This window comes from Nonomuraea sp. NPDC001831 (assembly GCF_042892035.1).
GTDB lineage: Bacteria > Actinomycetota > Actinomycetes > Streptosporangiales > Streptosporangiaceae > Nonomuraea.
The window spans coordinates 1088261-1110074 of the sequence record NZ_JBIATU010000002.1 but is presented as its reverse complement, the minus strand read 5'-3'; the positions used below and the strand labels follow the sequence as shown (position 1 = coordinate 1110074).

The window sequence follows — 21814 nt, the reverse complement described above, 5'->3', positions numbered from 1 at the left end:
CGGCCGGCGGTGAGGCGCGGGGCGTGCCCCACCGCCGGGCGGGTCAGTCTTGGGTCCTGGTGGGTCAGTCTTTGGTCCTGGTGGGCCGGAGAAGGGCCTCGGCCAGCGCCAGCATGGTCTCCTCCAGCGCGGCCAGCCGCTTGGTGAGGTCGTCGGTGGCCGGCTGCACGATGCCGCTGACCGTCTCGCTCAGCTCGTCGCGGTCGGGCCGGGAGCGCACCAGCTCGGTCAGCGCGTCGGCGGCGGCCGACAGGCGGTCGGCCTGCGCGCCGGCCTGCGACTCGATGAGCTCGCCGACCCGCTCGGGGATGGCCAGGGCGGCCGGGAGCTGGCTGACGTGCTGGTTCATGGCCTCGATGCGGTCGTCGACCGACTCCAGGTGCTCGCCGGCCTGATCGGCGCGGGCGGCCAGGCCGTTGAGGTGGGTGTCGAGGCCGTTGAAGCGGCTGTCGAGCCCGCTGAACTGGCCGTCGAGGGTGTCGAACCGGGTGATCAGGTGCTCCTCCGCCTCGACCAGCCGCTCGTCGATCGACTCCATCTGGTTGTCGAGCTTGTTGAAGCGGCCCTCGCTGCGCACGGCGGTCTCGGCCAGGCGCTGGTCGGTGGCCGAGGCGCGGTCGTCGAGCGCGCTCAGGCGGCCGTCGAGGGCGTCGAAGCGGTCGTCGTGGCGGACGAGGTGGCCGTCGATGGCGCCCATGCGCTTGCCGAGGCCGCCGAGCTGGCCGTCGACCGAGGTGAGGCGCTTGTCGACGCCGCTGATGCGGCCGTCGACGCCGTCGAGCCTGGTGTCGATGTCGGCCAGGCACTCGTCGGCCGACTCCAGCCGGCTGTCGAACCCGGTGAGCCGGGTGTCGAGCCCCATGAGCCGGCCCTCGACCCGGTCGAGCCGGGAGTCGACGCCGTCGAGCCGCCCGCTGAGCCGCAGCTCGCTCTCCCCGAGCTGGACGGCGAGGTGCTGGTCGGCCTCGTCGAGGCGGGCGGTGAGGCGCTGCTCGACGTCGGCCAGCCGGACCGTGAGCCGCTGGTCGCCCTCGTCGAGCTTGGCGGCCAGGCGCTCGTCGGCGCGGTCGAGCCGTTCGTTCAGGCGCCGGGTCAACCGCTCGTCGGTCTCGTCGAGGCGGCCGGCCAGGCGTTTGTCGGCCTCGTCGAGGCGGGCGGCGATGTGCAGGTCGGTGTCGTCGAGGCGGCCGGTCAGGCGCTGCTCGGCCGCGTCGATCTTGACGGCGACCTGCTGCGACGTGGCCGCGACGCTCTCGGCCAGCTCGCCGACCACGCTCTCGACCCGCTCGGCGCGGCCCGACAGGTCGGCCACCGACTTGTCGAGCCGGGTGAAGCGGCTGGCCGCGGCCTCCATGCTGGAGTTGAGCTGCGTCAGCTTGGCGGCGAAGCCGGACATGTTCTGGGTGATGCCGTCGGTGGTGTCGAGCACCGACTGCAGGCGTTTGAGCGCCTCGTCGACCGCCTCGCCCACGGTGCCCAGGTCCGCCCACAGGCTCGGCAGCTCGGCCACCGGCGCGACCCGGGCGTCGACGTGGCCGATCTTCTCCCCGACGGCGTCGACGTGGTCGCGCACGGCCTCGACGTGCTGGGCCAGGCCCTCCGCCCACATCGGCGGCTTGGCGGTGATGTCGTCGAGCCGCCCGCTCACCGCCTCAAGGGTGCCGCTCAGGCCGCCGAGCTCGCGTTCGCGCACCTCGCGCAGCAGCCACTCCATGCCTTCAAGACGCTGGCGGATCTCGTCGAGCACGGCTCCCTGGGTGCGCTGCTCGTAGACATGGTCCTGGGCGGCGCGCGCGAGGAGGTCTCGCATCCTCTCGGAGATGGCGGACTGGCCGCCTGCCTGAAGAAGGGTGGTGTGGTTGGAATGGTCCACCGAAAGGCTCCTTCGCTCGCCGACGGTCTGCCGCGCAGCGGTGGGATAGGTCCGGTTTGCAGATGAAAGGGCGAGTACGCGGGTTACCGCATAAGGGGGAGAACTCCCGCCCGTCCACCTTAGCCTTTCGATCAAGGTCAGGCGGCGTCGAAGTGAAAGATCGTATTTAGCGGAAGAATGCCCGCTTTGGATTGTTCAGGCAGGTGGGAGGGGGTTACAGATGATAACTGAAGGCTTATCGAGAATGCGGGTCAGGATAATGACGACGGCGTTCTCGCCGGAAAGCCGGAGATCGGCGCGCAGGCGTTCGATGTCGATCGCCGACGCGCGTTTCTTGATGGTGACATTTCCGATCCGGCGTTCGCGGAGAGCGGCGCGCAGCCTTTTCAGCGAGAACGGCATGACCTCGTCCACTTCGTACCCGGAGGCCCAGGGGGTGTGGCTGGGCTCGTCGGCGGTGATGTAGGCGATCATGGGGTCGGGCAGGCGTCCGCCGATCAGCTCGGCCACCTCGCCCACGAGGTGGGCCCGGATCGCGGCGCCGTCGGGCTCGTAGACGTAGCGGCCCATCGGGCCGACCGGCGCCTGGACCCCGGTGGCGGCCAGCGTGTGGCCGCCGGGCAGCAGGGTGGCGCGCCGGACGGGGCCGACCTGGGGGCCGGTCCAGAGGGTGGCCTCCTTGACCTCGCCCTTGTAGGAGACCCATTCGGCCTCCGCGCCCTCGGGGATGAACTCGTACGGGATGCCGGGGGCGACCTTGAGGCAGGCCCGCGGCGCCCGCGCGACCAGGTCGAGCACGACCGGCCAGGGCGGCGAGTAGGCCATGGGGTCGAACGTGCGGCCCTTGCCGCTGCGCCGGGCCGGGTCGGCGAACAGCGCGTCGTACTCCTCGGGCCGGACCAGCGCGGCGTCGCCCACCCGAACCCGCACCCGGTCGGCCAGCCCGAGCGCGTCGGCGTTGGCGCTCGCCACGGCGACGGTCAGCGGGTCGAGGTCGACGGCGTCGACCTCACAGCCGGCGCGGGCGAGCGCCAGGAGGTCGCCGCCGACCCCGCAGCAGGCGTCGATCACCCGCCCGGCGCCCATGCGCCGGGCGCGGTGGTCGGCGACCTCCCGGCGGGTGGACTGCTCCAGGCCGTGCGGGGTGAAGTACATGACCGCGGCGTCCGCGCCGAACTTCGCCGCGGCGCGCTCGCGCAGCGCCGCCTGCGTCAGCGCGGCGGAGGTGAGCGCCGCGTCGTAGGTGCGGCGCAGCCTGGTCGCCGCCGCGACCGGATCGGTCCCGGCCAGCTCCGCGGCCTCGGCGAGCGCCCGCTGCCCGCGCGGGGTCAGCAGCTCGCCGAAGGCGTCGAGATCCATGTACGCACTCCGCTCACAACTCAGGGTCGCTCACAACCAGGGGCCGCTCGCGATTCGGACCGCTCGTGATCCGGGGCCACTCACGACTCGGGATGGCTCACAGGGAGGTGTCGCCGAGGGAGACCAGCAGGCTGCGCAGCAGCCCGGCCAGGGCCTCGCGCTCGCCCCCGGACAGCCCGGCGAGCAGCCGCTCCTCGTTGGCGGCGTGCAGGACGAGCATCTCGTCGGCGACCCTCCTGCCCTCGTCGGTGAGGGCGACCAGCGTCATGCGCCGGTTGTTCGGCGCCGGCCAGCGGTGGACCAGGCCGCGCCGGACCAGGTGGTCCATCCGGTTGGTGAGCGCGCCGGGGCTGACCATGGCCGAGGCGGACAGGTCCTTCATGCACATGGCGTCGGCGCCGCTGCGCAGCAGCGTGGCCAGCATGTCGAACTCCCACGCCTCCAGCCCGTGCTCGGCCAGGAAGTCCTTCACGCCGCGCTCCAGCAGGCGCGAGGCGCGCGAGACCCGGCCGATCACGCCCATCGGGGACACGTCGACGTCGGGCCGTGTCCGCGCCCACTGTCCGAGAATCACGTCCACCGCGTCATCCACGGGGATCACCCTACCAAAGCTTCGATGTTGAAATGTTCGGCATCGTGCGATACTGTCCACGACGTCGAAATGTTCAACGTAGAAGTTTTCGAGGTAGGTTCATCATGAAGGTGCTGGTGCTGGGCGCGACGGGGTACATCGGCGGCGCGGTGGTCGAGCGGCTGGCCGAGCAGGGGCACGAGGTGGCCGTCCTGGTGCGGCCCGCCGCCGACGGGTCGCGGCGCGTGCCGGGCGTGGCGGACGAGCGTCACGGCGATCTGACCGACGTCGCGGGGCTGGCCGCCGCGATCACCCCGGACATCGACGCCATCGTGGTCGCCGCCCAGCTCGGCGGCGACAAGGAGGCCGACCTCGCCGCGATCGGCGTGCTCGCCGCGTCGGGCCGGAAGGTCGTCTTCACCAGCGGCGTGTGGGTGCTGGGCGCCACCGCCGACGGGCACGAGGAAAGCCCGGCCGACCCGATTCCGCTCGTGGCGTACCGGCACGAGATCGAGCAGCTGGTCATCGACGGCGGCGGCTCGGTGATCCGGCCCGCCGTCGTCCACGGGCGCGGCGGCGGCATTCCCGCCATGATGCGCGCGCAGGCCGCCGAGCGCGGCGCCGGCGTCTACGTCACCGATGGCGGCGAGCCGCACACCTGGACGTTCGTGCACGTCGACGACCTGGCCGACCTTGTCGTGGCCGTCCTGGAGAGGGGCGGCGCCCGCGTCTACCACGGCATCAGCGAGGAGGCCGTGCCGGTCGCCGAGGTGGCCGAGGCGGCGGCCAGGTCCGCGGGCGTCAAGCCGCAGGCCGAGCCCTGGCCGCAGGCCGAGGCGGCCCAGGTGCTGGGGGCCGGCTTCGCCGAGGCCCTGGCGCTCGGCCAGCGCATCAGCGCGACACGCACGCGCGCCGAACTCGGCTGGAACCCCTCCCGGCCCGGCGTCGTCGCCGATCTGACCGAGGGTTCCTACGTCTGATCGCTGTGAGCAGACGCGTTCGTGTTGACTGTCAAGGCCCTCTTGCATATGTTTCCTGTTGGCACTCTCACCTTGAGAGTGCCAACGTGCGACGAGGCAGGTCTGACACCCGCGACGGCAGGCCCCGCTGGTCGCCTCTTCTAGATCATTCAAATCTGAAGGGGAGGTCCGATCGTGACGACCGCCACCAAGGTTCCCGTTAAGCCGCTCGGCGACCGCATCGTGGTTCAGCCGCTTGAGGCAGAGCAGACCACCGCTTCCGGTCTGGTCATCCCGGACACCGCCAAGGAGAAGCCGCAGGAGGGCAAGGTCCTCGCGGTGGGCCCCGGCAACTGGGATGAGGACGGCGACAAGCGTATTCCGCTCGACGTCTCCGAGGGCGACGTCGTCCTCTACAGCAAGTACGGCGGCACCGAGGTCAAGTACGGCGGCGAGGAGTACCTCGTGCTCTCCGCCCGCGACGTTCTCGCGATCATCGAGAAGTAAGCCGGTTGTGTCGAGCCCCGGGCGCTCTTGAGGGCCCGGGGCTTTCGACGCCAGGAGAGGACTTTCAGCATGGCGAAGATCCTGCAGTTCGACGAGGACGCCCGTCGCGCGCTTGAGCGCGGTGTCAACGCCCTCGCGGACGCCGTGAAGGTAACCCTCGGCCCGCGTGGCCGTAACGTCGTCATCGACAAGAAGTTCGGTGCGCCGACGATCACGAACGACGGTGTGACCATCGCTCGTGAGATCGAGCTGGAGGAGCGCTACGAGAACCTCGGCGCCCAGCTCGCCAAGGAAGTTGCCACCAAGACCAACGACATCGCGGGCGACGGCACCACCACCGCCACCGTGCTGGCCCAGGCCATGGTCCGCGAGGGCCTGCGCAACGTGGCCGCCGGCGCCTCGCCGCTGTCGCTCAAGCGTGGCATCGACAAGGCCGCCAAGGAGATCAGCGACCGGCTGCTGGCCAGCGCGCGCGAGGTGGGCGACAAGAAGGAGATCGCCAACGTCGCCACCATCTCCGCCCAGGACGCCAAGATCGGCGAGCTGATCGCCGAAGCGTTCGACAAGGTGGGCAAGGACGGTGTCCTCACCGTCGAAGAGTCCAACGCCATGGGCATGGAGCTCGAGTTCACCGAGGGCATGCAGTTCGACAAGGGCTACCTGTCGGCCTACATGGTGACCGACCCCGAGCGCATGGAGTCCGTCCTGGAGGACGCGTACATCCTGCTCACCCAGGGCAAGATCTCCTCCATCGCCGACTTCCTGCCGCTGCTGGAGAAGGTCGCCCAGACCAAGAAGCCGCTGCTCGTGGTCGCCGAGGACGTCGAGGGCGAGGCCCTGGCCGTCCTGGTCACCAACAAGATCCGCGGCACCTTCACCTCCGTGGCCGTCAAGGCCCCGGGCTTCGGCGACCGCCGCAAGGCGATGCTCCAGGACATGGCGATCCTCACCGGCGGCCAGGTCGTCAGCGAAGAGGTCGGCCTCAAGCTGGAGCACGTCGGTCTCGAGGTGCTCGGCACGGCCCGCCGCGTCGTCGTCACCAAGGACGCCACGACCATCGTCGACGGCGCCGGCGACCAGCAGGCGATCGAGGACCGCGTCAAGGAGATCAAGATTGCCATCGAGCAGTCCGACTCCGACTGGGACCGCGAGAAGCTGCAGGAGCGCCTGGCCAAGCTCGCCGGCGGTGTGTGCGTGCTGCGCGTCGGCGCCGCCACCGAGGTGGAGCTGAAGGAGAAGAAGCACCGCCTCGAGGACGCGATCTCCGCGACTCGCGCCGCGATCGAGGAGGGCATCGTCTCCGGCGGTGGCTCGGCCCTCATCCACGTGGGCAAGGAGCTCGACGACCTCGGCCTGACCGGCGACGAGGCCACCGGTGTCGGCGTCGTGCGCCGCGCGCTGGTCGAGCCGGCCCGCTGGATCGCCGAGAACGCCGGCCTGGAGGGCTACGTGGTGACCCACAAGGTCGCCGAGCTGCCCGCCGGCCAGGGCCTCAACGCCGCCACCGGCGAGTACGTCGACCTGATCGCCCAGGGTGTCATCGACCCCGTCAAGGTGACCCGGTCCGCGGTGCAGAACGCGGCTTCGATCGCGGGCATGCTCCTGACGACCGAGGCGCTCGTGGTGGACAAGCCCGAGGAGGAGGCTCCGGCCGCCGGCCAGGGCCACGGCCACGGTCACGGCCACTGACCCGCCTGTTTCCCCCGCGCCCGTACGGCCCGCCCCGGTTCCCTCCGGCGCGGGCCGTCGGCTTTCCATGGACCGTCCTGGTTTCCTCGGTGCGGGCCGTCGGCTTCCATAGCCCGTCCCCGGTCTCGCCGGTGCGGGCCGTCGGCTTTCCATGGCCCGTCCCTGGCCTGGTGGATTCGGCCTGGTCGGCGGCCGGCCCGGCGATGGTGTGCACTTTCGGTGTCTTCGGATGCCGACCAGGTCGCTCGAAGGATGTCCAAGCACGGGCGCTTTCGGCGATCTTCATGGCATCCTTTCGGGATATGCCACCGTTTCCGCCCGCGTCGGTCGAGCTGTCCACAGCGCAGTTCGTCCTCCGGCCGCCCAGTACGGCGGACGCTCCGGAGGTCCTGCGCCTTGCCAGGGACCCGGACGTGCTTCTCTGGAACCCCCGCTGCCGCATCGAGGACGAGGCCGGAGCCGTTGCGGACTGCCTCAAGGGCGCCGACTGGTCAGACGGAACGCACGCCACGTTCTCGATCCTCGACGCCGAGTCCGGGCGTTACGTCGGCAACATTGCGTTGCACGGGCTGGACCTGGAGAACGCCCAGGCCCGGATCGGATACCGGATCGCGCCGTGGGCGCGCGGCCGAGGCGCCGCCACCGCATCCGTCCAGGCAGTCACGACATGGGCGATGACCACGCTGCAGCTCGCCCGGATCGTCCTCACGCATGCCGTCGAGAATCACGCCTCGTGCCGGGTGGCGCAGAAGTCGGGGTTCGTGCTGGAAGGCGTGATGCGATCAGCGAAGAGGTTCGGGGACGGCCGGCTTCATGATGAACACCTTCATGCTTGCCTGGCCGCGGATCTGGCCTCCTGAGCATCCCTCACAGCCTCGCCTCCCGGGTCGGAGAGCGGGGTCGGGGTCGAGGTGGTTGTGCCAGGGGCTCGGCGAGCCACCTCTGCCGGGGTGTCTCTGTTGAGCGTCTTGCGGGGGGCTGGCGTTCAGCTCGGCGGCCACGGCGTCGAGCTGGTCGCGAGTGTGGGCTGACAATTCGGCGCCTTTGGGGACGTTCCTGAGGTGGCAGGCCGTTGAGCCGCGTTGCTGTGGGCTGACCGGATCGCCCATGTAAGGGCATGTCGGTGGCGACCGCTGAACTCGTGGCGCCGCCCATCTCGGGTCCCCTGATGCCAGGTTCGGGAGCGCCCAAGATGTGCGTCGTGCATGCTCTCGGCGTCGCGGCCCGACCACCATGGGGTGCTCTAGCGGCGCTGCCGGGCCGCTTCTCTGTGCGCGTTCCCAGGTCCTCCCGGAAGTCCCCTCATCGGGGTGTCGGCTGGCAGGGCGGGGCCGGTGGGGGGACTGATGGGTTTTGGGGGCTTGGAAATGTGGGTGGGGCTTGTGGGGTGGAAGGGGGTGGGGGCGGGGAAAAATGGGGGAAGAGGTGGATTATTGGAGTAAACCGGCGGTGCGGGTTAAGCGTCGGGGTCTGGCAATTGTCGTGCATTTCGGCTTATCGAGTGAAACATTATGTCAGCTCATCAGGCTTAGTGTGGTCAGTCGATTACTGCTAGTTATCGTCGCTTCAATGTGACCAATCCGTAGCCGTTCGCCAGGGGGACAGGCCGGATCAGTGCGGGCATCATGCCTATCGTGAGCGAGGGAAGCGTCGCCGACGCCAAAATTGGGGTAAGGCTCGCGTCGAGACTTCCGGCACGGACGGATGACTCCGACCTTAGGGAACTGACGAGCCTCGCCGTGCAGGGAGATCGCAGTGCGATCGAATCCCTGCTCGGGGAGTTGCGTCCCATGGTGGTGCGGTATTGCCGCGCCAGGCTGGGCAGGGTTTCAGGGCAATATCACATTGCCGATGACGTAGCCCAGGAGGTGTGCATCGCGGTGTTGTCCGCGCTGCCGCGATACCGGGACATGGGGCGGCCTTTCGCGTCCTTCGTGTTCGGGATCGCCTCGCACAAGGTGGCCGACGCGCTGCGCAGTTCGGTGCGCTCGGCCGTGCCCACCCAGGATCTGCCCGACGGGCCCGACGACGGCCCCGGGCCCGAGGAGACGGTGGTCCGCTACATCGAGGTCGAGCACGCGCGCAGGCTGCTGGCCAGGCTGCCCGACAACCAGCGCGAGTTGCTGCTGTTGCGGGTGGTGTCGGGGCTGTCGGCCGAGGAGACCGGTAATGTACTCGGTATGTCACCAGGTGCGGTCCGCGTAGCCCAGCATCGGGCGCTGGCCAGGTTGCGGCAGATGGCCGAGCTGGAGTCGGCTTGACGCCGGAGGACGAGTTCCATGCGCTTCTCCAGACCGACGAGCTGCTCGACGCGGTCGCGCGGGGCCGGGCGCGGGATTCGTCCGACCCTGCGGTGCGGTTGCTGGGCGCGCTACTGGACGATGTCTCGGAGGAAGTCGATCAGCGGCGCTCCTCCGTGTCGATGACGCCGTCGACGTAGCCTCGGGCGTACTCCCAGCTGACGTAGTCGGCGGGGTCGGGGTGGAAGGCTGGCTCGTGCACCTGGGGCTGGCCTTTCTCGATCATCTGGCGAAGGTTGCCGCGCAGCAGCTCCCAGTCGAAGAAGTGCTGCTCGCCGCACTCGGGACAGTCGAGCACGAGGCCCAGCACCCCCTGCGGTTCGAGCAGGGAGCGAAAGACCTCGACGTCTGCCAGGTCGGTGATGGCCTCGTCGCGCTCGGCCGCGGTGAGTGGCTCGGCGTCGTCGAGAGCGCCCATCGCCGAGGACGGGTCGTTCGGGTCGTCCGCGAACGGGTCGCGGGGGACGTCTTCCAGCACCTTCCCACCATATGACCGAAGCGGCCCCGGCGGAGAGTATTAGCTGAGCCATCCCCGTCTGGCGGCCTCCACACCGGCGTGGAAGCGCGACTGCGCGCCCAGCTCGGCCATGGCGTCGGCGAACCTCGCGCGCACCGTGCGGACCGAGACGCCGAGCTGGCGGGCGATGGAGTCGTCGCACACGCCCTGCGCGGCCAGGCGGAGCACCTGGACCATGCCGTCGCCCCTGCGCCCCCAGGGCAGCGGCACGGCGCGGCCCCAGAGCTCCTGGAACAGCGAGCGCAGCATGCCGACGACGATCGGCGTGCGCACCAGGTAGAAGTTGTAGGCGTGGTCGGGCAGGTTGCCGCCCCACAGCGCGGGCAGGCCGGCGACCTCGGGCCCGGCCGTCATGAACCAGCTCGGCACCCGGTCGAGCGTGCGTACCTTGCCGCCGGTGTCGAGGAGCCGGGTGAGCTGCTCGCGTACGCCCGGCAGGCTCAGCGTGGAGACCGGAATGATCGCCTGAACGGTAAGAAGTTGCCGTTTTTGCGCATCAATCCATGGGTCCGCAAATTTACGAACAAAATCTGCCATTGTGCGCTCGTCCGGGATTGCGGTCAACAACTCCATGGGCGGCGATTGCACGGCTATGCCGACGACGCTCTCGTAGAGGACGTCCGCGCCGTTCACCATCTCCACCGGGAATGTGCCGCTCTGATAATCGCGGCCGGCGTCGTAGTCGTGGATCAGGCCGCGGATGGAGCCGAGCGCGGAGTCGATCCGGCGGCTCTCCTCGGCCAGCCGGTCGAGCCGCTCGGCGATGACCCGGCCGAGCGCCGCGGCCGGGTGCCTGGCCAGGTACTCGCCGGACTGCTCGTCGACCACCCCCAGCCTGACCAGGTCGTCGAGCTGGCGGCCGACCTTCTCGACGGGGCCGTCCATGGCCTGGGCGAGGTCGGTGCGCGTGGCCCTGTGCAGGCGTAGCAGCGCCGTGTAGAGGGCGGTCTGCGCCGGGTCGATGCCCAGCGTCTCGAAGGGCTCTGCAACGCGCCTGGGCTGATTACGCATTATGGGCGGCTCCGTCGGGGGGACACGGGCGTGCCGCGAGGATAACCCCGTACCGCCTGCGTGTCCGGGGCTTGCCGCGGAATCGTCGGCGGAACGTGCAACTTCGTGCAATTGCACGTTTTCACATTGCGTCGTGCCGTTGAGTGACGCAGGCTTTACCTAGCGTCGGCACCCTGAAGCGGGGCCTTGCGGCAGCCGCCATCAGGACGCGGAGGGGGGTTCGGTGGCGTGAACACGCCGCCAGGCCTGGGTGCCGGTGGCCGGGGATGGGACGGATCACCGACCGTCCCATCCCCCTGCACTTTGCGCGTTCCGGACGGCGAGGCCGGGCGCACGACGGGGCGTGGGGCCGTCGTGCTCCCGGCTTCGTTGCGTTTTGGAGGCAGGCCCTAGACTTAGGTCAATCAGCGCAGAGGTCAGGAGGGGGCCGAGGCATGTCCAAGTTCACCGAGATGGGTTTGACCTTCGACGACGTGCTGCTGGTGCCCGGCTACTCCGATCTCCAACCAGGTGAGGCCGACACCAGATCCCGTCTGTCACGGGACATCACGCTGTCCATCCCGCTCATCTCCGCGGCCATGGACACCGTCACCGAGGCCCGCATGGCGGTCGCCATGGCCCGTCAGGGCGGCATCGGCATCCTCCACCGCAACCTGTCGGTCGAGGAGCAGGCCCAGCAGGTCGATCTGGTCAAGCGGTCCGAGGCCGGCATGGTGACCAACCCGGTGACCTGCAGCCCCGACGACACGCTGGCCGACGTCGAGCGGCTGTGCGCGACGTACCGGATCTCCGGCGTGCCGGTGACGGACGTGGCGGGCACGCTGGTCGGCATCGTGACCAACCGCGACATGCGCTTCGAGACCGACCAGACCCGGCCCGTGCGCGAGGTCATGACCAAGATGCCGCTGGTCACCGCGCCGGTGGGGGTCTCCCGCGACGACGCGTTCGCGCTGCTGCGGCAGAACAAGATCGAGAAGCTGCCGCTCGTCGACCCCGACGGCAGGCTGCGCGGCCTGATCACGGTCAAGGACTTCACCAAGAGCGAGCAGTACCCGCTGTCCACCAAGGACGCCGACGGCCGCCTGCTGGTGGGCGCGGCGGTGGGCGTCGGCGGCGACGCGGAGCTGCGGGCCAAGGCGCTGATCGAGGCCGGGGTCGACGTCGTCGTCGTCGACGTGGCCCACGGTCACTCCAAGGGCCTGGCCGACATGATCGCCAAGCTCAAGGCCAACAGCAAGGTCCAGGTCATCGGCGGCAACATCGCGACCAGGGCGGGCGCCCAGATGCTGGTCGACGCGGGCGCCGACGCGGTCAAGGTCGGCGTCGGCCCCGGCTCCATCTGCACCACCCGCGTGGTGGCCGGCGTGGGCGCGCCGCAGGTCACGGCCATCCACGAGGCGTCCAAGGCGTGCGCCCCGGCCGGGGTGCCGGTGATCGGCGACGGCGGCCTCCAGTACTCGGGCGACATCGTCAAGGCCATCGCGGCCGGCGCCGACACGGTCATGCTGGGCTCGCTGCTCGCCGGCTGCGAGGAGTCGCCGGGCGAGCTGATCTTCATCAACGGCAAGCAGTTCAAGTCGTACCGGGGCATGGGGTCGCTCGGCGCGGTGCGCAACCGCGAGCGCGGCGGCACCTCCTTCAGCAAGGACCGCTACGCCCAGGCCGACGTCGGCGGCGACGACAAGTACATCCCCGAGGGCATCGAGGGCCAGGTGCCCTACCGCGGGCCGGTCGCGGCCGTCGCCCACCAGCTCATCGGCGGGCTGCGCCAGGGCATGTGGTACGCCGGCTGCCGCACGATCGAGCAGATGCACACCGACTGCGAGCTCATGCCGATCACGGCAGCGGGCCTCAAGGAGAGCCACCCCCACGACATCCAGATGACCGTGGAAGCTCCGAACTATCACAGAAGGTAAGTTCATGACTCAGCAGGTGGAGATCGGCCGGGGCAAGACCGGGCGGAGGGCGTACGCGCTCGACGAGATCGGGCTCGTGCCCTCGCGACGCACCCGTGACCCGGAGGAGGTGTCGATCGCCTGGCAGATCGACGCCTACCGGTTCGAGCTGCCCGTCGTCGTCGCCCCCATGGACAGCGTGGTCTCGCCCGCCACCGCGATCGAGATCGGCCGGCTCGGCGGCCTGGCCCCCCTCGACCTCGAAGGGCTCTGGACGCGCTACGAAGACCCGTCCCCGCTGCTGGAGGAGTGCGCCGCCCTCGACGCCGCGGCCGCGACCCGGCGGCTCCAGGAGATCTACGACGCGCCGATCAAGGAGGAGCTGATCGGGCGCCGGATCGAGGAGATCCGGGCGTCCGGGGTGACGACGGCCGTCCGCCTGTCGCCGCAGCGCACGGTCCAGTACCACAAGGCCGTGATCGACGCCGGCGTGGACATCTTCGTCATCCGCGGCACCACCGTCTCGGCCGAGCACGTCTCGGGCCGCGCCGAGCCGCTCAACCTCAAGCAGTTCATCTACGAGCTCGACGTGCCGGTCATCGTCGGCGGCTGCGCCACCTACACCGCGGCGCTGCACCTGATGCGCACGGGCGCGGCGGGCGTGCTGGTCGGCTTCGGCGGCGGCGCCTCGCACACCACCCGCAACGTGCTGGGCGTGGCCGTGCCGATGGCCACCGCGATCTCCGACGTGGCCGCGGCGCGCCGCGACTACATGGACGAGTCCGGCGGCCGGTACGTGCACGTGATCGCCGACGGCGGCATGGGCACCTCGGGCGACATCGCCAAGGCCATCGCGTGCGGGGCCGACGCCGTCATGGTGGGCTCGCCGCTGGCCAGGGCGTCCGAGGCCCCCGGCCACGGCTTCCACTGGGGCTCCGAGGCCCACCACCCCGACCTGCCGCGCGGCCGTCGCGTGGAGTTCGGCACGGTCGGGACGCTGGAGCAGATCCTGCACGGCCCCTCCAGCGTGGCCGACGGCTCGATGAACCTGATGGGCGCGCTCAAGCGCACGATGGCCTCCACCGGCTACTCCGACATCAAGGAGTTCCAGCGGGTCGAGGTCGTGGTCGCGCCGATCCAGCGCTGAGGCGGCCGACCGACGTCTGCGACGGCTCCCGGGGGTTGCGGCCTCCGGGAGCCGGCTGCTTTCCGGGGCTCACCGGCCCGCCGGAACCGAGTGCTTTCCGGGGGTTCTGCCGGCTCGCCGTGTCGAATCGGGACACCGCCGTTCGTGTAGGACATGCAAGGGTGACGCACGTGCCGGCGAGGTGGTTGCAGGATGTCCGATGAGGTCGAACGGGCCTTCCGGGAGGAGTACGGCCGGGCGGTGGCGGTGCTCGTCCGCGTGTTCGGTGACATCGACGTCGCCGAGGAGGCGGTGCAGGAGGCGTTCGCGATCGCGCTGCGGCAGTGGCCGCAGGCCGGCCCGCCGCCGAGCCCGGCCGGCTGGATCATCACGACCGCCAGGAACCGGGCCGTCGACCGGCTGCGCAGGGAGTCGGGCCGCCACGACAAGTACGTGCAGGCGGCGCTGCTGCACGCCCGGGACGAGCCCGTCGAGGAGGGGCCCGTACGGGACGAGCGGCTGCGCCTGATCTTCACCTGCTGCCATCCGGCGCTCGCCCCGCACGCGCGGGTGGCGCTCACGTTGCGGCTGCTCGGCGGGCTGACCACGGCCGAGATCGCGCACGCGTTCCTGGTGCCCGAGGCGACCATGGCCCAGCGGCTGGTCCGGGCCAAGAGCAGGATCCGGCAGGCGGGGATCCCGTACCGGGTGCCGGCGGCGGCGGACCTGCCCGACCGGCTGCGCGCGGTGCTGGCGGTGATCTATCTGATCTTCAACGAGGGCTACACGGCCAGCTCGGGCGAGCGGCTGGTGCGCGAGGACCTGTGCGCGGAGGCCGTCCGGCTCGGCCGCCTGCTCGCCGAGCTGATGCCGGACGAGCCCGAGGTGTGGGGCCTGCTGGCGCTGATGCTGCTGGTTGGGTCGCGCCGGGCGGCGCGCACCGGGGACGGCGGCGAACTGGTGCCGCTGCCCGAGCAGGACCGCGCCCTGTGGGACCGCGCGCTGGTCGAGGAGGGGCAGGCGATCGTCCGGCGCTGCCTGCGGTGGGGGCGGCCGGGGCCCTACCAGGTGCAGGCCGCGATCAACGCCGTGCACGGCGACGCGGCGAGCGCGGGGGAGACCGACTGGCGGCAGATCGTCCAGCTCTACGACCTGCTGCTGGCGTACACGCCGGGGCCGGTCGTGGCGTTGCACCGGGCGGTGGCGGTGGCCGAGGCGGAGGGCGCCGAGGCGGGGCTTGCGCTGGTGGAGGGGCTGGAGATGACAGGCTATTACCTGTTCCACGCCGTACGGGCCGACCTGCTGCGACGGCTGGGACGCGACGAGGAGGCGGCGCGGGCGTACGGCGAGGCCATCGCCCGTGCGGGCAACGAGGTCGAGCGGGAGTTCCTGCGCCGCAGGCGCGCGACGTTGAGGGGGACGTGAGATGGACCGGGTGTGCGTGGTCACGGGGGCCAACCGGGGGATCGGGCTGGAGGTGGCCAGGCAGCTCGCGGCGGCGGGCGACACGGTGGTGCTGACCGCCAGGGACGAGCGCAAGGCCGCCGAGGCGGCGGCCGGCATCGGCGGCGAGGTGCTGGCGCGGCGGCTCGACGTCGCCGACGAGCGGTCGGCGGCCGACCTGGCGCGGGAGCTGGAGAAGACCCACGGGCGGGTCGACGTACTGGTCAACAACGCCGCCATCCATTACGACACCTGGCAGCGGGCCAGCGACGCGGACCTGGGCGTGGTGTCGGAGGCGCTGGAGACGAACCTGCTGGGCGCCTGGCGGGTCACGCTCGCGCTGCTGCCCCTGTTGCGCGGCAGCGCGCACGGCCGGATCGTCAACGTCTCCAGCGAGATCGGCTCGCTGGCCTCGATGGGCGGCGGCACGCCCGCGTACACGGTGTCGAAGACGGCGCTGAACGCGCTGACCAGGATGCTCGCGGCCGAGCTGCGCGGGGACGGCATCCTGGTCAACGCCGTCTGCCCGGGATGGGTGGCGACCGACATGGGCGGCCCCGGCGGGCGGCCGGTCGCCGAGGGCGCGCGGAGCGTGTTGTGGGCGGCGGACCTGCCCGACGACGGGCCGGCCGGCGGCTTCTTCCGCGACGGCGAGCCGTTGCCGTGGTGACGGGCGCGAGCTTCTGAGGCAGGCCGTATCCTGCCGTAGCATGGCCGATCTCGTGCACACCCACGTCCTCGACATCGACGGCGACGTCGTCACCAAGCGCTACGTCGACGGCAAGGCGGGCGCGGCCGAGCGCGAGTGGCGGGCGCTCACCCTGCTGGCCGAGCACGCCCCGGGCCTGTCCCCGTGGCCGATCGCCTTCGAGGACGGCGTCGTCCGCATGACCAGGATCGACGGCGTGCCCCTGCGCGGCCTGGCCGCCGGGCAGACGCCCCTGGCCGCCATGGCCGCGGCGCTCACCGAGTTGTACGAGGCCGTCCCGCCGGGCGTGCTGGCGGCCGTCCCGGTGCGCCCTTGGCAGGCCGAGGCGGTCGCGGGGCAGGTCAGGGAATGGCTGGGCGCCTGGCGGCCGCGCGGCCCGCGGGCCGACCACGCGGTCAGGGAGGGCCTGCGCTGGCTGGCGGGCTGGCGTCCGGGGGAGTCGGGCGTCCGGCCGGTGTTCGGGGCGGGCGACGGCAACCTGGCGAACTTCCTGTGGGACGGCACACGCGTGCGCATCGTCGACTTCGAGGACTCCGGGCGCAGCGACCTGGCCTTCGAGCTGGCCGAGCTGGCCGAGCACGTCTCGATGTGGGTGGACGGCGAGGTGGAGATCGCCGACCGGTTCGAGCTGAGCGGGCCGCAGGCGCGCCGGCTGCGCGACTGCCGCAGGCTGCAGAGCCTGATCTGGCTGTTCCTGCTCTCGCACGACGGCCCGCGCAATCCGCCCGGCACCTTCGATCGTCAGGTCGACAGGGTGCTGCGATCATTGGGGGCATGAGACTGGCGCAGGAGGCCGACAGGGCCGCCGTCGAGCAACTCGTCCATGACGCCTACCAGCCATGGGCCGAGATCATCGGCACCCGGCCGCTGCCCATGGAGGCCGACTACGCGGCCCTCATCGCCGCCGGCCGGGTGCACGTCACCGACGGCCTGGAAGGGCTGGTCGTGCTCATCCCCGAGGAGGGCACGCTGCTGGTGGACAACGTGGCGGTGCGGCCCGACCTGCACGGCAGGGGCATCGGCCGGGGGCTGCTGGCCTACGCCGAGCGGGAGGCCGCCCGGCTCGGCCTGCCCGCCCTGCGCCTCTACACCAACGTCAGGATGGCCTCCAACATCGCGCTTTACACCTCGCTCGGCTACGCCGAGATCGGCCGGGCCGACCTCGACGGCCGGTCGGCCGTGGTGATGCGCAAGGAGCTCAGCCGGTGAGCACGCCCAGCAGGTGACTCACCTCGCGGGCCACGGCGTCGCGGCCGGCGTTGAGGTACTTGCGGGAGTCGACCACCCGCTCGTCGTGGGCCAGGTAGTCGCGTACGGCCCGGGTGAACGCCTTGTTCAGGTGGGTGGCGATGTTGATCTTCTTCATGCCGCTGGCCACCGCCTCGCGCAGCACGTCGTCGGGCACGCCGGACGAGCCGTGCAGCACCAGCGGCACCGGCACCGCCGCCCGCAGCTCGGCGATGAGCTCCAGGTCGAGCACGGCGTCCTTGGTGGTCATGGCGTGCGAGGTGCCGACGGCCACGGCGAGCGCGTCGACGCCGGTCCTGGCGACGTAGTCGACGGCCTCGTGCGGCTTGGTGCGGGCGCCGGGCGCGTGCACGCCGTCCTTGCCGCCGACCTCGCCGAGCTCGGCCTCCACCCAGACGCCGCGCTCGTGGCACCAGGCCGCCACCTCGGCCGTGGCCGCCACGTTCTCCTCGTCGGGCAGGGCGGAGGCGTCGTACATCACCGAGCCGAGGCCCAGCGCGACCGCCTCCTCCACCAGCGCGCGGTCGGTGGCGTGGTCGAGGTGGACCGCGACCGGCACCTCCGCGCGGCGCGCGACGGCCAGCGCGGCCAGCGCGACGGGTTCGAGCGCGCCGTGGTAGCGCACGCAGTTCTCGCTGATCTGCAGCACGACCGGCAGGCCGAGCGCCTCGGCGCCGGCCACGATCGCGGTGGCGTGCTCCAACTGGATCACGTTGAACGCGCCCACCCCTGCGGGGGACTGCCGGACGATGTCGCCGATTCCGGCGAGGGCCATGACGAGCTCCTTACGTGATGACGATCTGGGGGTGTATGTCGGCGTAGACCTCGCCGTCGAAGTCGCCGGCGACCGGCGCGGCCACGGCGGCCGCGCCCAGCGCCGCGGCCCGCCGCAGCCGGTCGGGCCACGGGGAGCCCTCGACCAGGCCCAGCGCCAGCCCCGCGACCAGCGAGTCGCCGGCCCCGGTCGGGTTTCCCCGCACGGTGTAGGGCATCCGCGCCCGGAAGGTGCCCTCGCCCGTCACCGCGAGCAGCCCGTCGGCGCCCATGGAGACGACCACGGCCTCGGCCCCACGCTCGCGCAGCGCCTGGGCGCCCTCCTCGGGGGTGCCGCCGGGAACCGCCCTGGCCAGCTCCTCGGCGTTGGGCTTGACGACGGCAGGACGGCCCTCCGGCGCGTGCCGCAGGGGGTCGCCGTCGGCGTCGACGACGGCCGGCACGCCCGCGCGGGCGGCGACGGCGGCCAGCATCGCGTAGAAGTCGGCGGGGACGCCGCGCGGCAGGCTGCCGGAGACCACCACCGCGTCGGCGCCGGCCAGCAGCGAGGTGTACCGCTCCACGAACGCGGCCAGCTCGGCCGCCGTCACCTCGGGACCGGGCTCGTTGAACAGCGTGGCCGCGCCCGGCTCGGAGACCACCAGCGTGGTGCGGGACTCGGCGGCGATGCCGGTCAGCGCGGCGGGCAGCCCCGCGGCTCGCAGGTCGCGCTCGATCGCGCGACCCGTGGGCCCGCCCGCCAGCCCCGTGACCAGGACGTCCTGGCCGAGGGCGGCCAGCACGCGGGCCACGTTGACGCCCTTGCCGCCGGCCCGCCGGTGGACGGCGCCGATCCGGTTGACGCCGTCCCAGGCGACGGACGGGACCTCGTAGGTCACGTCGAGCGCGGCGTTGAGCGTCACGGTGATGATCATCAGGGCTCCGTGATCCAGTCGCCGTTCTTCATCACGCCGTCGACCTCCAGCCCGCCGGAGAGCACCACCAGGTCGGCCGCCTTGCCGACGGCGATCGAACCGATCTCCTCGGCCAGGCCGAGCACCCTGGCGGGGGTGAGCGAGGCCACCTGGACGGCGTCCGGCAGGGACATGCCCAGCTCGCGCACGCCGCGGCGGAAGGCGGCGTCCATGGTGAGGGTGGAGCCCGCGATCGAGCCGCCCTCGACCAGCCTGGCCACGCCGTCGGTCACGCGCACCCGCATGGGGCCGAGCACGTAGTCGCCGTCGCCGAGGCCCGTGGCCGCCATCGCGTCGGTGATCAGCACCGTCCGGCCGGGACCGGCGACCTCGTAGGCCAGGCGCAACATCGCCGCGTGCACGTGGACGCCGTCGTTGACCAGCTCGACCGTGACGCGCTCGTCCTCCAGCAGGGCGGCGATCGGGCCGGGCGCGCGGTGGCCGAGCTGCGGCATCGCGTTGTAGAGGTGGGTGGCGACGGTGGCGCCCGCCTCGATGGCGGCGATGGCCTGGTCGTAGTCGGCGTCGCTGTGGCCGAGCGCCGCGATCAGGCCCTCGCCGACGGCCGTGCGGATCGTGTCGAGGCCGCCGGGCAGCTCGGCGGCGACGGTGACCATGCGCGCGTGCCCGCGCGCGGCCTTGACCAGCGCCGACAGCTCCTGCGGCGACGGCTCGCGCAGCAGGGCGGGGTTGTGCGCGCCGCAGCGGGCCTTGGCGATGTACGGCCCCTCGAAGTGGATGCCCGCCAGCAGCCCCTCCTCGCACAGCTCGGCCAGCGAGGAGGCGGCCCTGGACAGCTCGTCGAGCGCGTCGGTGACCAGGCTGGCCATCATCGTGGTGGTGCCGTGCCGCCGGTGCAGGGCCACGGCGTCGCGGGCCCTGTCCTGGTCGCCGGTGGGGAACGACCCGCCCGCGCCGCCGTGGTTGTGGATGTCGACGAACCCGGGGACGACGTGCCGCCCCCCGAGGCTCAGGCCGGGGCTGGGGGCCGATCCGTGGCCGACATGCGTGATACGGCCGTCTTCGATGGTCAGCCACCCTTCGTGCACCCCTTCGGGGGTCACGATCCGGGCGTCGGCGAGAGTAAGGCTCATGAAGAAAGGATCACAGATCGCGTGAGGTGCATGGGCTCGTCGGGGTTCAGCCCGCGGGCGAAGGCCCGCGCGACCGCCACCCGCTGGGCGCGTACCAGCTCGGCCATGGGGTCGAGGCCGCTGTCGAAGAACGTGCCGCCGGTCGCCTCGACCTGCTCGCGCAGGCCCTCCGGGGCGGTGCCGAGCATCCACGTGACGCGGCCGGGCCCCGCGATGCTGATCGGGCCGTGCCGGTACTCCATCGCCGGGTACGCCTCCGTCCACGACCGGGACGCCTCGCGCATCTTCAGCGCGGCCTCCTGGGCCAGGCCGACCGACCAGCCGCTGCCGAGGAAGCTGAACTGCTCGGCCTCGACGAGCGCGGCGGGCAGCGGCTCGGCCAGGGCCCGCTCGGCGTCGGCGATCGCGCCGGTCAGGTCCTCGCCGAGGCTGGCGCGGAGCATGGCGAGCTGGGTGGTGGCGAAGCGGGTCTGCACGACGGACGTCTCGTCGGCGTAGTCGAGCACGATGACCTCGTCGGCGGCCGTCATGATCGGCGTCTTCGGGTCGGCGGTGATGGCCGTCGTGCGGGCGTTCGTCCTGGACAGCAGCTCCAGCACCTCGGTGGTGGTGCCGGAGCGGGTCAGCGCGAGCACCCTGTCGTAGGAGCGGCCGACCGGCGCCTCGGAGGCGGCGAACGCGTCGGTCTCGCCCAGGCCGGCCCGCTCGCGCAGCGTGGCGTAGGCCATCGCGATGAACCACGACGTGCCGCAGCCGACGACGGCCACCCGCTCGCCTGGCTCGGGCAGCGCGCCCGCGGGCACGTCGGCCACCGCGCGGCGCCAGCAGGACGGCTGGGACTCGATCTCGGCTTCGGTATGGGTGGTCACCGCGTTCCTCCCCGTTGGTGTTTGTTTCTGCCTTTTTTATACAGTAAAAGCGCAGTTTTGTGCAGTGGTCGCTCCCACCTGCCTGCCTGTGCCACGCTTGATCCCGTCCGGATCTCATTGGAGGCTTCGTGTCCCGCTACGATCGCTGGAACGCCATCCTGGAGCTGCTCGCCCAGGAGGGCAGGCTGTCGGTGGAGGACGCCGCCCAGGCCCTCGACGTCTCCACTGCCACGATCCGGCGTGACTTCGACCAGCTCGCCCAGCAGCAGATGCTCATGCGCACGCGGGGGGGAGCCGTCGCCCAGAGCGTCAGCTACGACCTGCCGCTGCGCTACAAGACGGCCAGGCACGCCGACGAGAAGCACCGCATAGCGGCCGCGGCGGCCGACCTGGTGAGCCCGGGCGCCGTGGTCGGGCTCAACGGCGGCACCACGACCTCCGAGCTGGCCCGCACCCTCGCCACGCTGTCTACGCTGGAGAGCGGGTTCACGATCGTCACCAACGCCCTGAACATCGCCGCCGAGCTGACCGTGCGGCAGCACGTCAAGATCGTGGTCACCGGCGGGGTGGCCAGGCAGCAGTCGTACGAGCTGATCGGGCCGCTGGCCTCGGGCGTGCTCGAACAGGTCACCCTCGACGTGGCCTTCCTCGGCGTCGACGCGATCGACGTCGAGCTGGGCGCCTCGGCCCACCACGAGGGCGAGGCCAGCGTGAACAACCTGCTGATCAGCCGGGCCGCCCAGGTCGTGGTGGTGGCCGACTCCTCCAAGGTGGGCCGGCGGGCCTTCTCCCGCATCTGCCCGATCGAGCAGATCGACACGCTGGTCACCGACGAGCGGCTGTCCGACGAGCTCACCGGCCGGCTCACCGACGCGGGCGTCAAGGTCGTACGCGCCTGAGCCGTCCCTGCGTTACAT

Annotated in this window: 21 protein-coding genes; 12 read left to right on the top strand and 9 right to left on the bottom strand. The window is 71.5% G+C overall.

Annotation, left to right across the window (positions count from 1 at the left end):
- Window positions 1–64: 64 nt before the first annotated feature.
- From ACFYYW_RS10660 to ACFYYW_RS10650, 3 genes are all read right to left on the bottom strand, one after another.
- Entirely contained in the window at window positions 65–1810 is a 1746-nt protein-coding gene (locus tag ACFYYW_RS10660) for a hypothetical protein (protein WP_387647227.1), read from the bottom strand.
- 258 nt (window positions 1811–2068) lie between these two features.
- A complete protein-coding gene (locus ACFYYW_RS10655; RefSeq protein ID WP_387647224.1) occupies window positions 2069–3232 on the bottom strand; it encodes a methyltransferase domain-containing protein in 1164 nt (387 codons plus the stop codon).
- A gap of 97 nt (window positions 3233–3329) precedes the next feature.
- On the bottom strand, window positions 3330–3824 hold the full coding sequence (locus ACFYYW_RS10650) for a MarR family transcriptional regulator (protein ID WP_352318681.1): 495 nt from the start codon (window positions 3822–3824) through the stop codon (window positions 3330–3332).
- A gap of 104 nt (window positions 3825–3928) precedes the next feature.
- Between ACFYYW_RS10650 and ACFYYW_RS10645 the strand changes: the two genes are divergently transcribed.
- The 5 genes from ACFYYW_RS10645 to ACFYYW_RS10625 all read left to right on the top strand — a co-directional run bounded on the left by ACFYYW_RS10645 (window position 3929) and on the right by ACFYYW_RS10625 (window position 9219).
- On the top strand, window positions 3929–4783 hold the full coding sequence (locus tag ACFYYW_RS10645) for an NAD-dependent epimerase/dehydratase family protein (protein ID WP_387647220.1): 855 nt from the start codon (window positions 3929–3931) through the stop codon (window positions 4781–4783).
- 171 nt (window positions 4784–4954) lie between these two features.
- The gene (gene groES, locus ACFYYW_RS10640; protein WP_226899011.1) at window positions 4955–5269 is read left to right on the top strand and encodes a co-chaperone GroES; all 315 of its coding nucleotides are present in this window, start codon (window positions 4955–4957) and stop codon (window positions 5267–5269) included.
- Between the two features lie 69 nt (window positions 5270–5338).
- Window positions 5339–6958 (top strand): chaperonin GroEL, encoded by a 1620-nt coding sequence (groL, locus tag ACFYYW_RS10635; protein ID WP_352318685.1) that lies wholly within the window; start codon window positions 5339–5341, stop codon window positions 6956–6958.
- A 170-nt stretch (window positions 6959–7128) separates the two neighbouring features.
- Complete coding sequence (locus tag ACFYYW_RS10630) at window positions 7129–7818, top strand: GNAT family N-acetyltransferase (RefSeq protein ID WP_387647218.1); 690 nt, start codon at window positions 7129–7131, stop codon at window positions 7816–7818.
- Between the two features lie 765 nt (window positions 7819–8583).
- A complete protein-coding gene (locus tag ACFYYW_RS10625) occupies window positions 8584–9219 on the top strand; it encodes a sigma-70 family RNA polymerase sigma factor (protein ID WP_090930520.1) in 636 nt (211 codons plus the stop codon).
- Window positions 9220–9358: 139 nt separating this feature from the next.
- Here the strand turns inward: ACFYYW_RS10625 and ACFYYW_RS10620 are convergent, their stop codons facing one another.
- Together ACFYYW_RS10620 and ACFYYW_RS10615 are read right to left on the bottom strand one after the other, a co-directional pair.
- The gene (locus tag ACFYYW_RS10620; protein WP_090930411.1) at window positions 9359–9736 is read right to left on the bottom strand and encodes a DUF5319 domain-containing protein; all 378 of its coding nucleotides are present in this window, start codon (window positions 9734–9736) and stop codon (window positions 9359–9361) included.
- A gap of 39 nt (window positions 9737–9775) precedes the next feature.
- Window positions 9776–10786, bottom strand: coding sequence for a LuxR C-terminal-related transcriptional regulator (locus ACFYYW_RS10615; RefSeq protein ID WP_387647215.1), 1011 nt, complete (start codon window positions 10784–10786; stop codon window positions 9776–9778).
- 434 nt (window positions 10787–11220) lie between these two features.
- Between ACFYYW_RS10615 and guaB the strand changes: the two genes are divergently transcribed.
- The 6 genes from guaB to ACFYYW_RS10585 all read left to right on the top strand — a co-directional run bounded on the left by guaB (window position 11221) and on the right by ACFYYW_RS10585 (window position 17168).
- On the top strand, window positions 11221–12702 hold the full coding sequence (guaB, locus tag ACFYYW_RS10610; protein ID WP_352318693.1) for an IMP dehydrogenase: 1482 nt from the start codon (window positions 11221–11223) through the stop codon (window positions 12700–12702).
- A 4-nt stretch (window positions 12703–12706) separates the two neighbouring features.
- Complete coding sequence (locus ACFYYW_RS10605; protein ID WP_352362831.1) at window positions 12707–13828, top strand: GuaB3 family IMP dehydrogenase-related protein; 1122 nt, start codon at window positions 12707–12709, stop codon at window positions 13826–13828.
- Between the two features lie 192 nt (window positions 13829–14020).
- A complete protein-coding gene (locus ACFYYW_RS10600) occupies window positions 14021–15232 on the top strand; it encodes an RNA polymerase sigma factor (protein ID WP_387647211.1) in 1212 nt (403 codons plus the stop codon).
- Window position 15233: 1 nt separating this feature from the next.
- Window positions 15234–15920: an SDR family NAD(P)-dependent oxidoreductase gene (locus ACFYYW_RS10595; RefSeq protein ID WP_352318699.1), complete on the top strand. Its 687-nt coding sequence runs from the start codon at window positions 15234–15236 to the stop codon at window positions 15918–15920.
- A gap of 40 nt (window positions 15921–15960) precedes the next feature.
- A complete protein-coding gene (locus ACFYYW_RS10590; protein ID WP_387647209.1) occupies window positions 15961–16737 on the top strand; it encodes a phosphotransferase in 777 nt (258 codons plus the stop codon).
- The gene (locus tag ACFYYW_RS10585) at window positions 16734–17168 is read left to right on the top strand and encodes a GNAT family N-acetyltransferase (RefSeq protein ID WP_387647207.1); all 435 of its coding nucleotides are present in this window, start codon (window positions 16734–16736) and stop codon (window positions 17166–17168) included. The genes ACFYYW_RS10590 and ACFYYW_RS10585 overlap by 4 nt, the downstream gene beginning before the upstream one ends.
- Here the strand turns inward: ACFYYW_RS10585 and ACFYYW_RS10580 are convergent.
- The 4 genes from ACFYYW_RS10580 to ACFYYW_RS10565 are packed head-to-tail and all read right to left on the bottom strand — an operon-like array spanning window position 17158 to window position 20897.
- On the bottom strand, window positions 17158–17982 hold the full coding sequence (locus tag ACFYYW_RS10580; RefSeq protein WP_352318705.1) for a class II fructose-bisphosphate aldolase: 825 nt from the start codon (window positions 17980–17982) through the stop codon (window positions 17158–17160). The two genes, ACFYYW_RS10585 and ACFYYW_RS10580, sit on opposite strands and share 11 nt — an antisense overlap.
- 10 nt (window positions 17983–17992) lie before the next feature.
- Entirely contained in the window at window positions 17993–18895 is a 903-nt protein-coding gene (locus tag ACFYYW_RS10575) for a 1-phosphofructokinase family hexose kinase (protein WP_387647204.1), read from the bottom strand.
- Window positions 18895–20028: an N-acetylglucosamine-6-phosphate deacetylase gene (gene nagA / locus ACFYYW_RS10570; protein ID WP_387647202.1), complete on the bottom strand. Its 1134-nt coding sequence runs from the start codon at window positions 20026–20028 to the stop codon at window positions 18895–18897. Before nagA ends, ACFYYW_RS10575 begins: the two co-directional genes overlap by 1 nt.
- Window positions 20025–20897, bottom strand: coding sequence for an SIS domain-containing protein (locus tag ACFYYW_RS10565; protein ID WP_387647199.1), 873 nt, complete (start codon window positions 20895–20897; stop codon window positions 20025–20027). Before ACFYYW_RS10565 ends, nagA begins: the two co-directional genes overlap by 4 nt.
- A gap of 128 nt (window positions 20898–21025) precedes the next feature.
- On the opposite strand from ACFYYW_RS10565, the gene ACFYYW_RS10560 reads away from it, so the two are divergent.
- Window positions 21026–21796, top strand: a complete 771-nt coding sequence (locus ACFYYW_RS10560) for a DeoR/GlpR family DNA-binding transcription regulator (RefSeq protein ID WP_387647196.1) — start codon at window positions 21026–21028, stop codon at window positions 21794–21796.
- Window positions 21797–21814: the final 18 nt, after the last annotated feature.

Bases quoted from the DNA above. Each gene is read 5' to 3' on its own strand.
- ACFYYW_RS10660 (WP_387647227.1), bottom strand. From the start codon at position 1,810: ATGCGAGACCTCCTCGCGCGCGCCGCCCAGGACCATGTCTACGAGCAG.
- ACFYYW_RS10655 (WP_387647224.1), bottom strand. From the start codon at position 3,232: ATGGATCTCGACGCCTTCGGCGAGCTGCTGACCCCGCGCGGGCAGCGG.
- ACFYYW_RS10645 (WP_387647220.1), top strand. From the start codon at position 3,929: ATGAAGGTGCTGGTGCTGGGCGCGACGGGGTACATCGGCGGCGCGGTG.
- groL (WP_352318685.1), top strand. From the start codon at position 5,339: ATGGCGAAGATCCTGCAGTTCGACGAGGACGCCCGTCGCGCGCTTGAG.
- ACFYYW_RS10625 (WP_090930520.1), top strand. From the start codon at position 8,584: ATGCCTATCGTGAGCGAGGGAAGCGTCGCCGACGCCAAAATTGGGGTA.
- ACFYYW_RS10615 (WP_387647215.1), bottom strand. From the start codon at position 10,786: ATGCGTAATCAGCCCAGGCGCGTTGCAGAGCCCTTCGAGACGCTGGGC.
- guaB (WP_352318693.1), top strand. From the start codon at position 11,221: ATGTCCAAGTTCACCGAGATGGGTTTGACCTTCGACGACGTGCTGCTG.
- ACFYYW_RS10605 (WP_352362831.1), top strand. From the start codon at position 12,707: ATGACTCAGCAGGTGGAGATCGGCCGGGGCAAGACCGGGCGGAGGGCG.
- ACFYYW_RS10600 (WP_387647211.1), top strand. From the start codon at position 14,021: ATGTCCGATGAGGTCGAACGGGCCTTCCGGGAGGAGTACGGCCGGGCG.
- ACFYYW_RS10595 (WP_352318699.1), top strand. From the start codon at position 15,234: ATGGACCGGGTGTGCGTGGTCACGGGGGCCAACCGGGGGATCGGGCTG.
- ACFYYW_RS10590 (WP_387647209.1), top strand. From the start codon at position 15,961: ATGGCCGATCTCGTGCACACCCACGTCCTCGACATCGACGGCGACGTC.
- ACFYYW_RS10585 (WP_387647207.1), top strand. From the start codon at position 16,734: ATGAGACTGGCGCAGGAGGCCGACAGGGCCGCCGTCGAGCAACTCGTC.
- ACFYYW_RS10580 (WP_352318705.1), bottom strand. From the start codon at position 17,982: ATGGCCCTCGCCGGAATCGGCGACATCGTCCGGCAGTCCCCCGCAGGG.
- ACFYYW_RS10575 (WP_387647204.1), bottom strand. From the start codon at position 18,895: ATGATCATCACCGTGACGCTCAACGCCGCGCTCGACGTGACCTACGAG.
- nagA (WP_387647202.1), bottom strand. From the start codon at position 20,028: ATGAGCCTTACTCTCGCCGACGCCCGGATCGTGACCCCCGAAGGGGTG.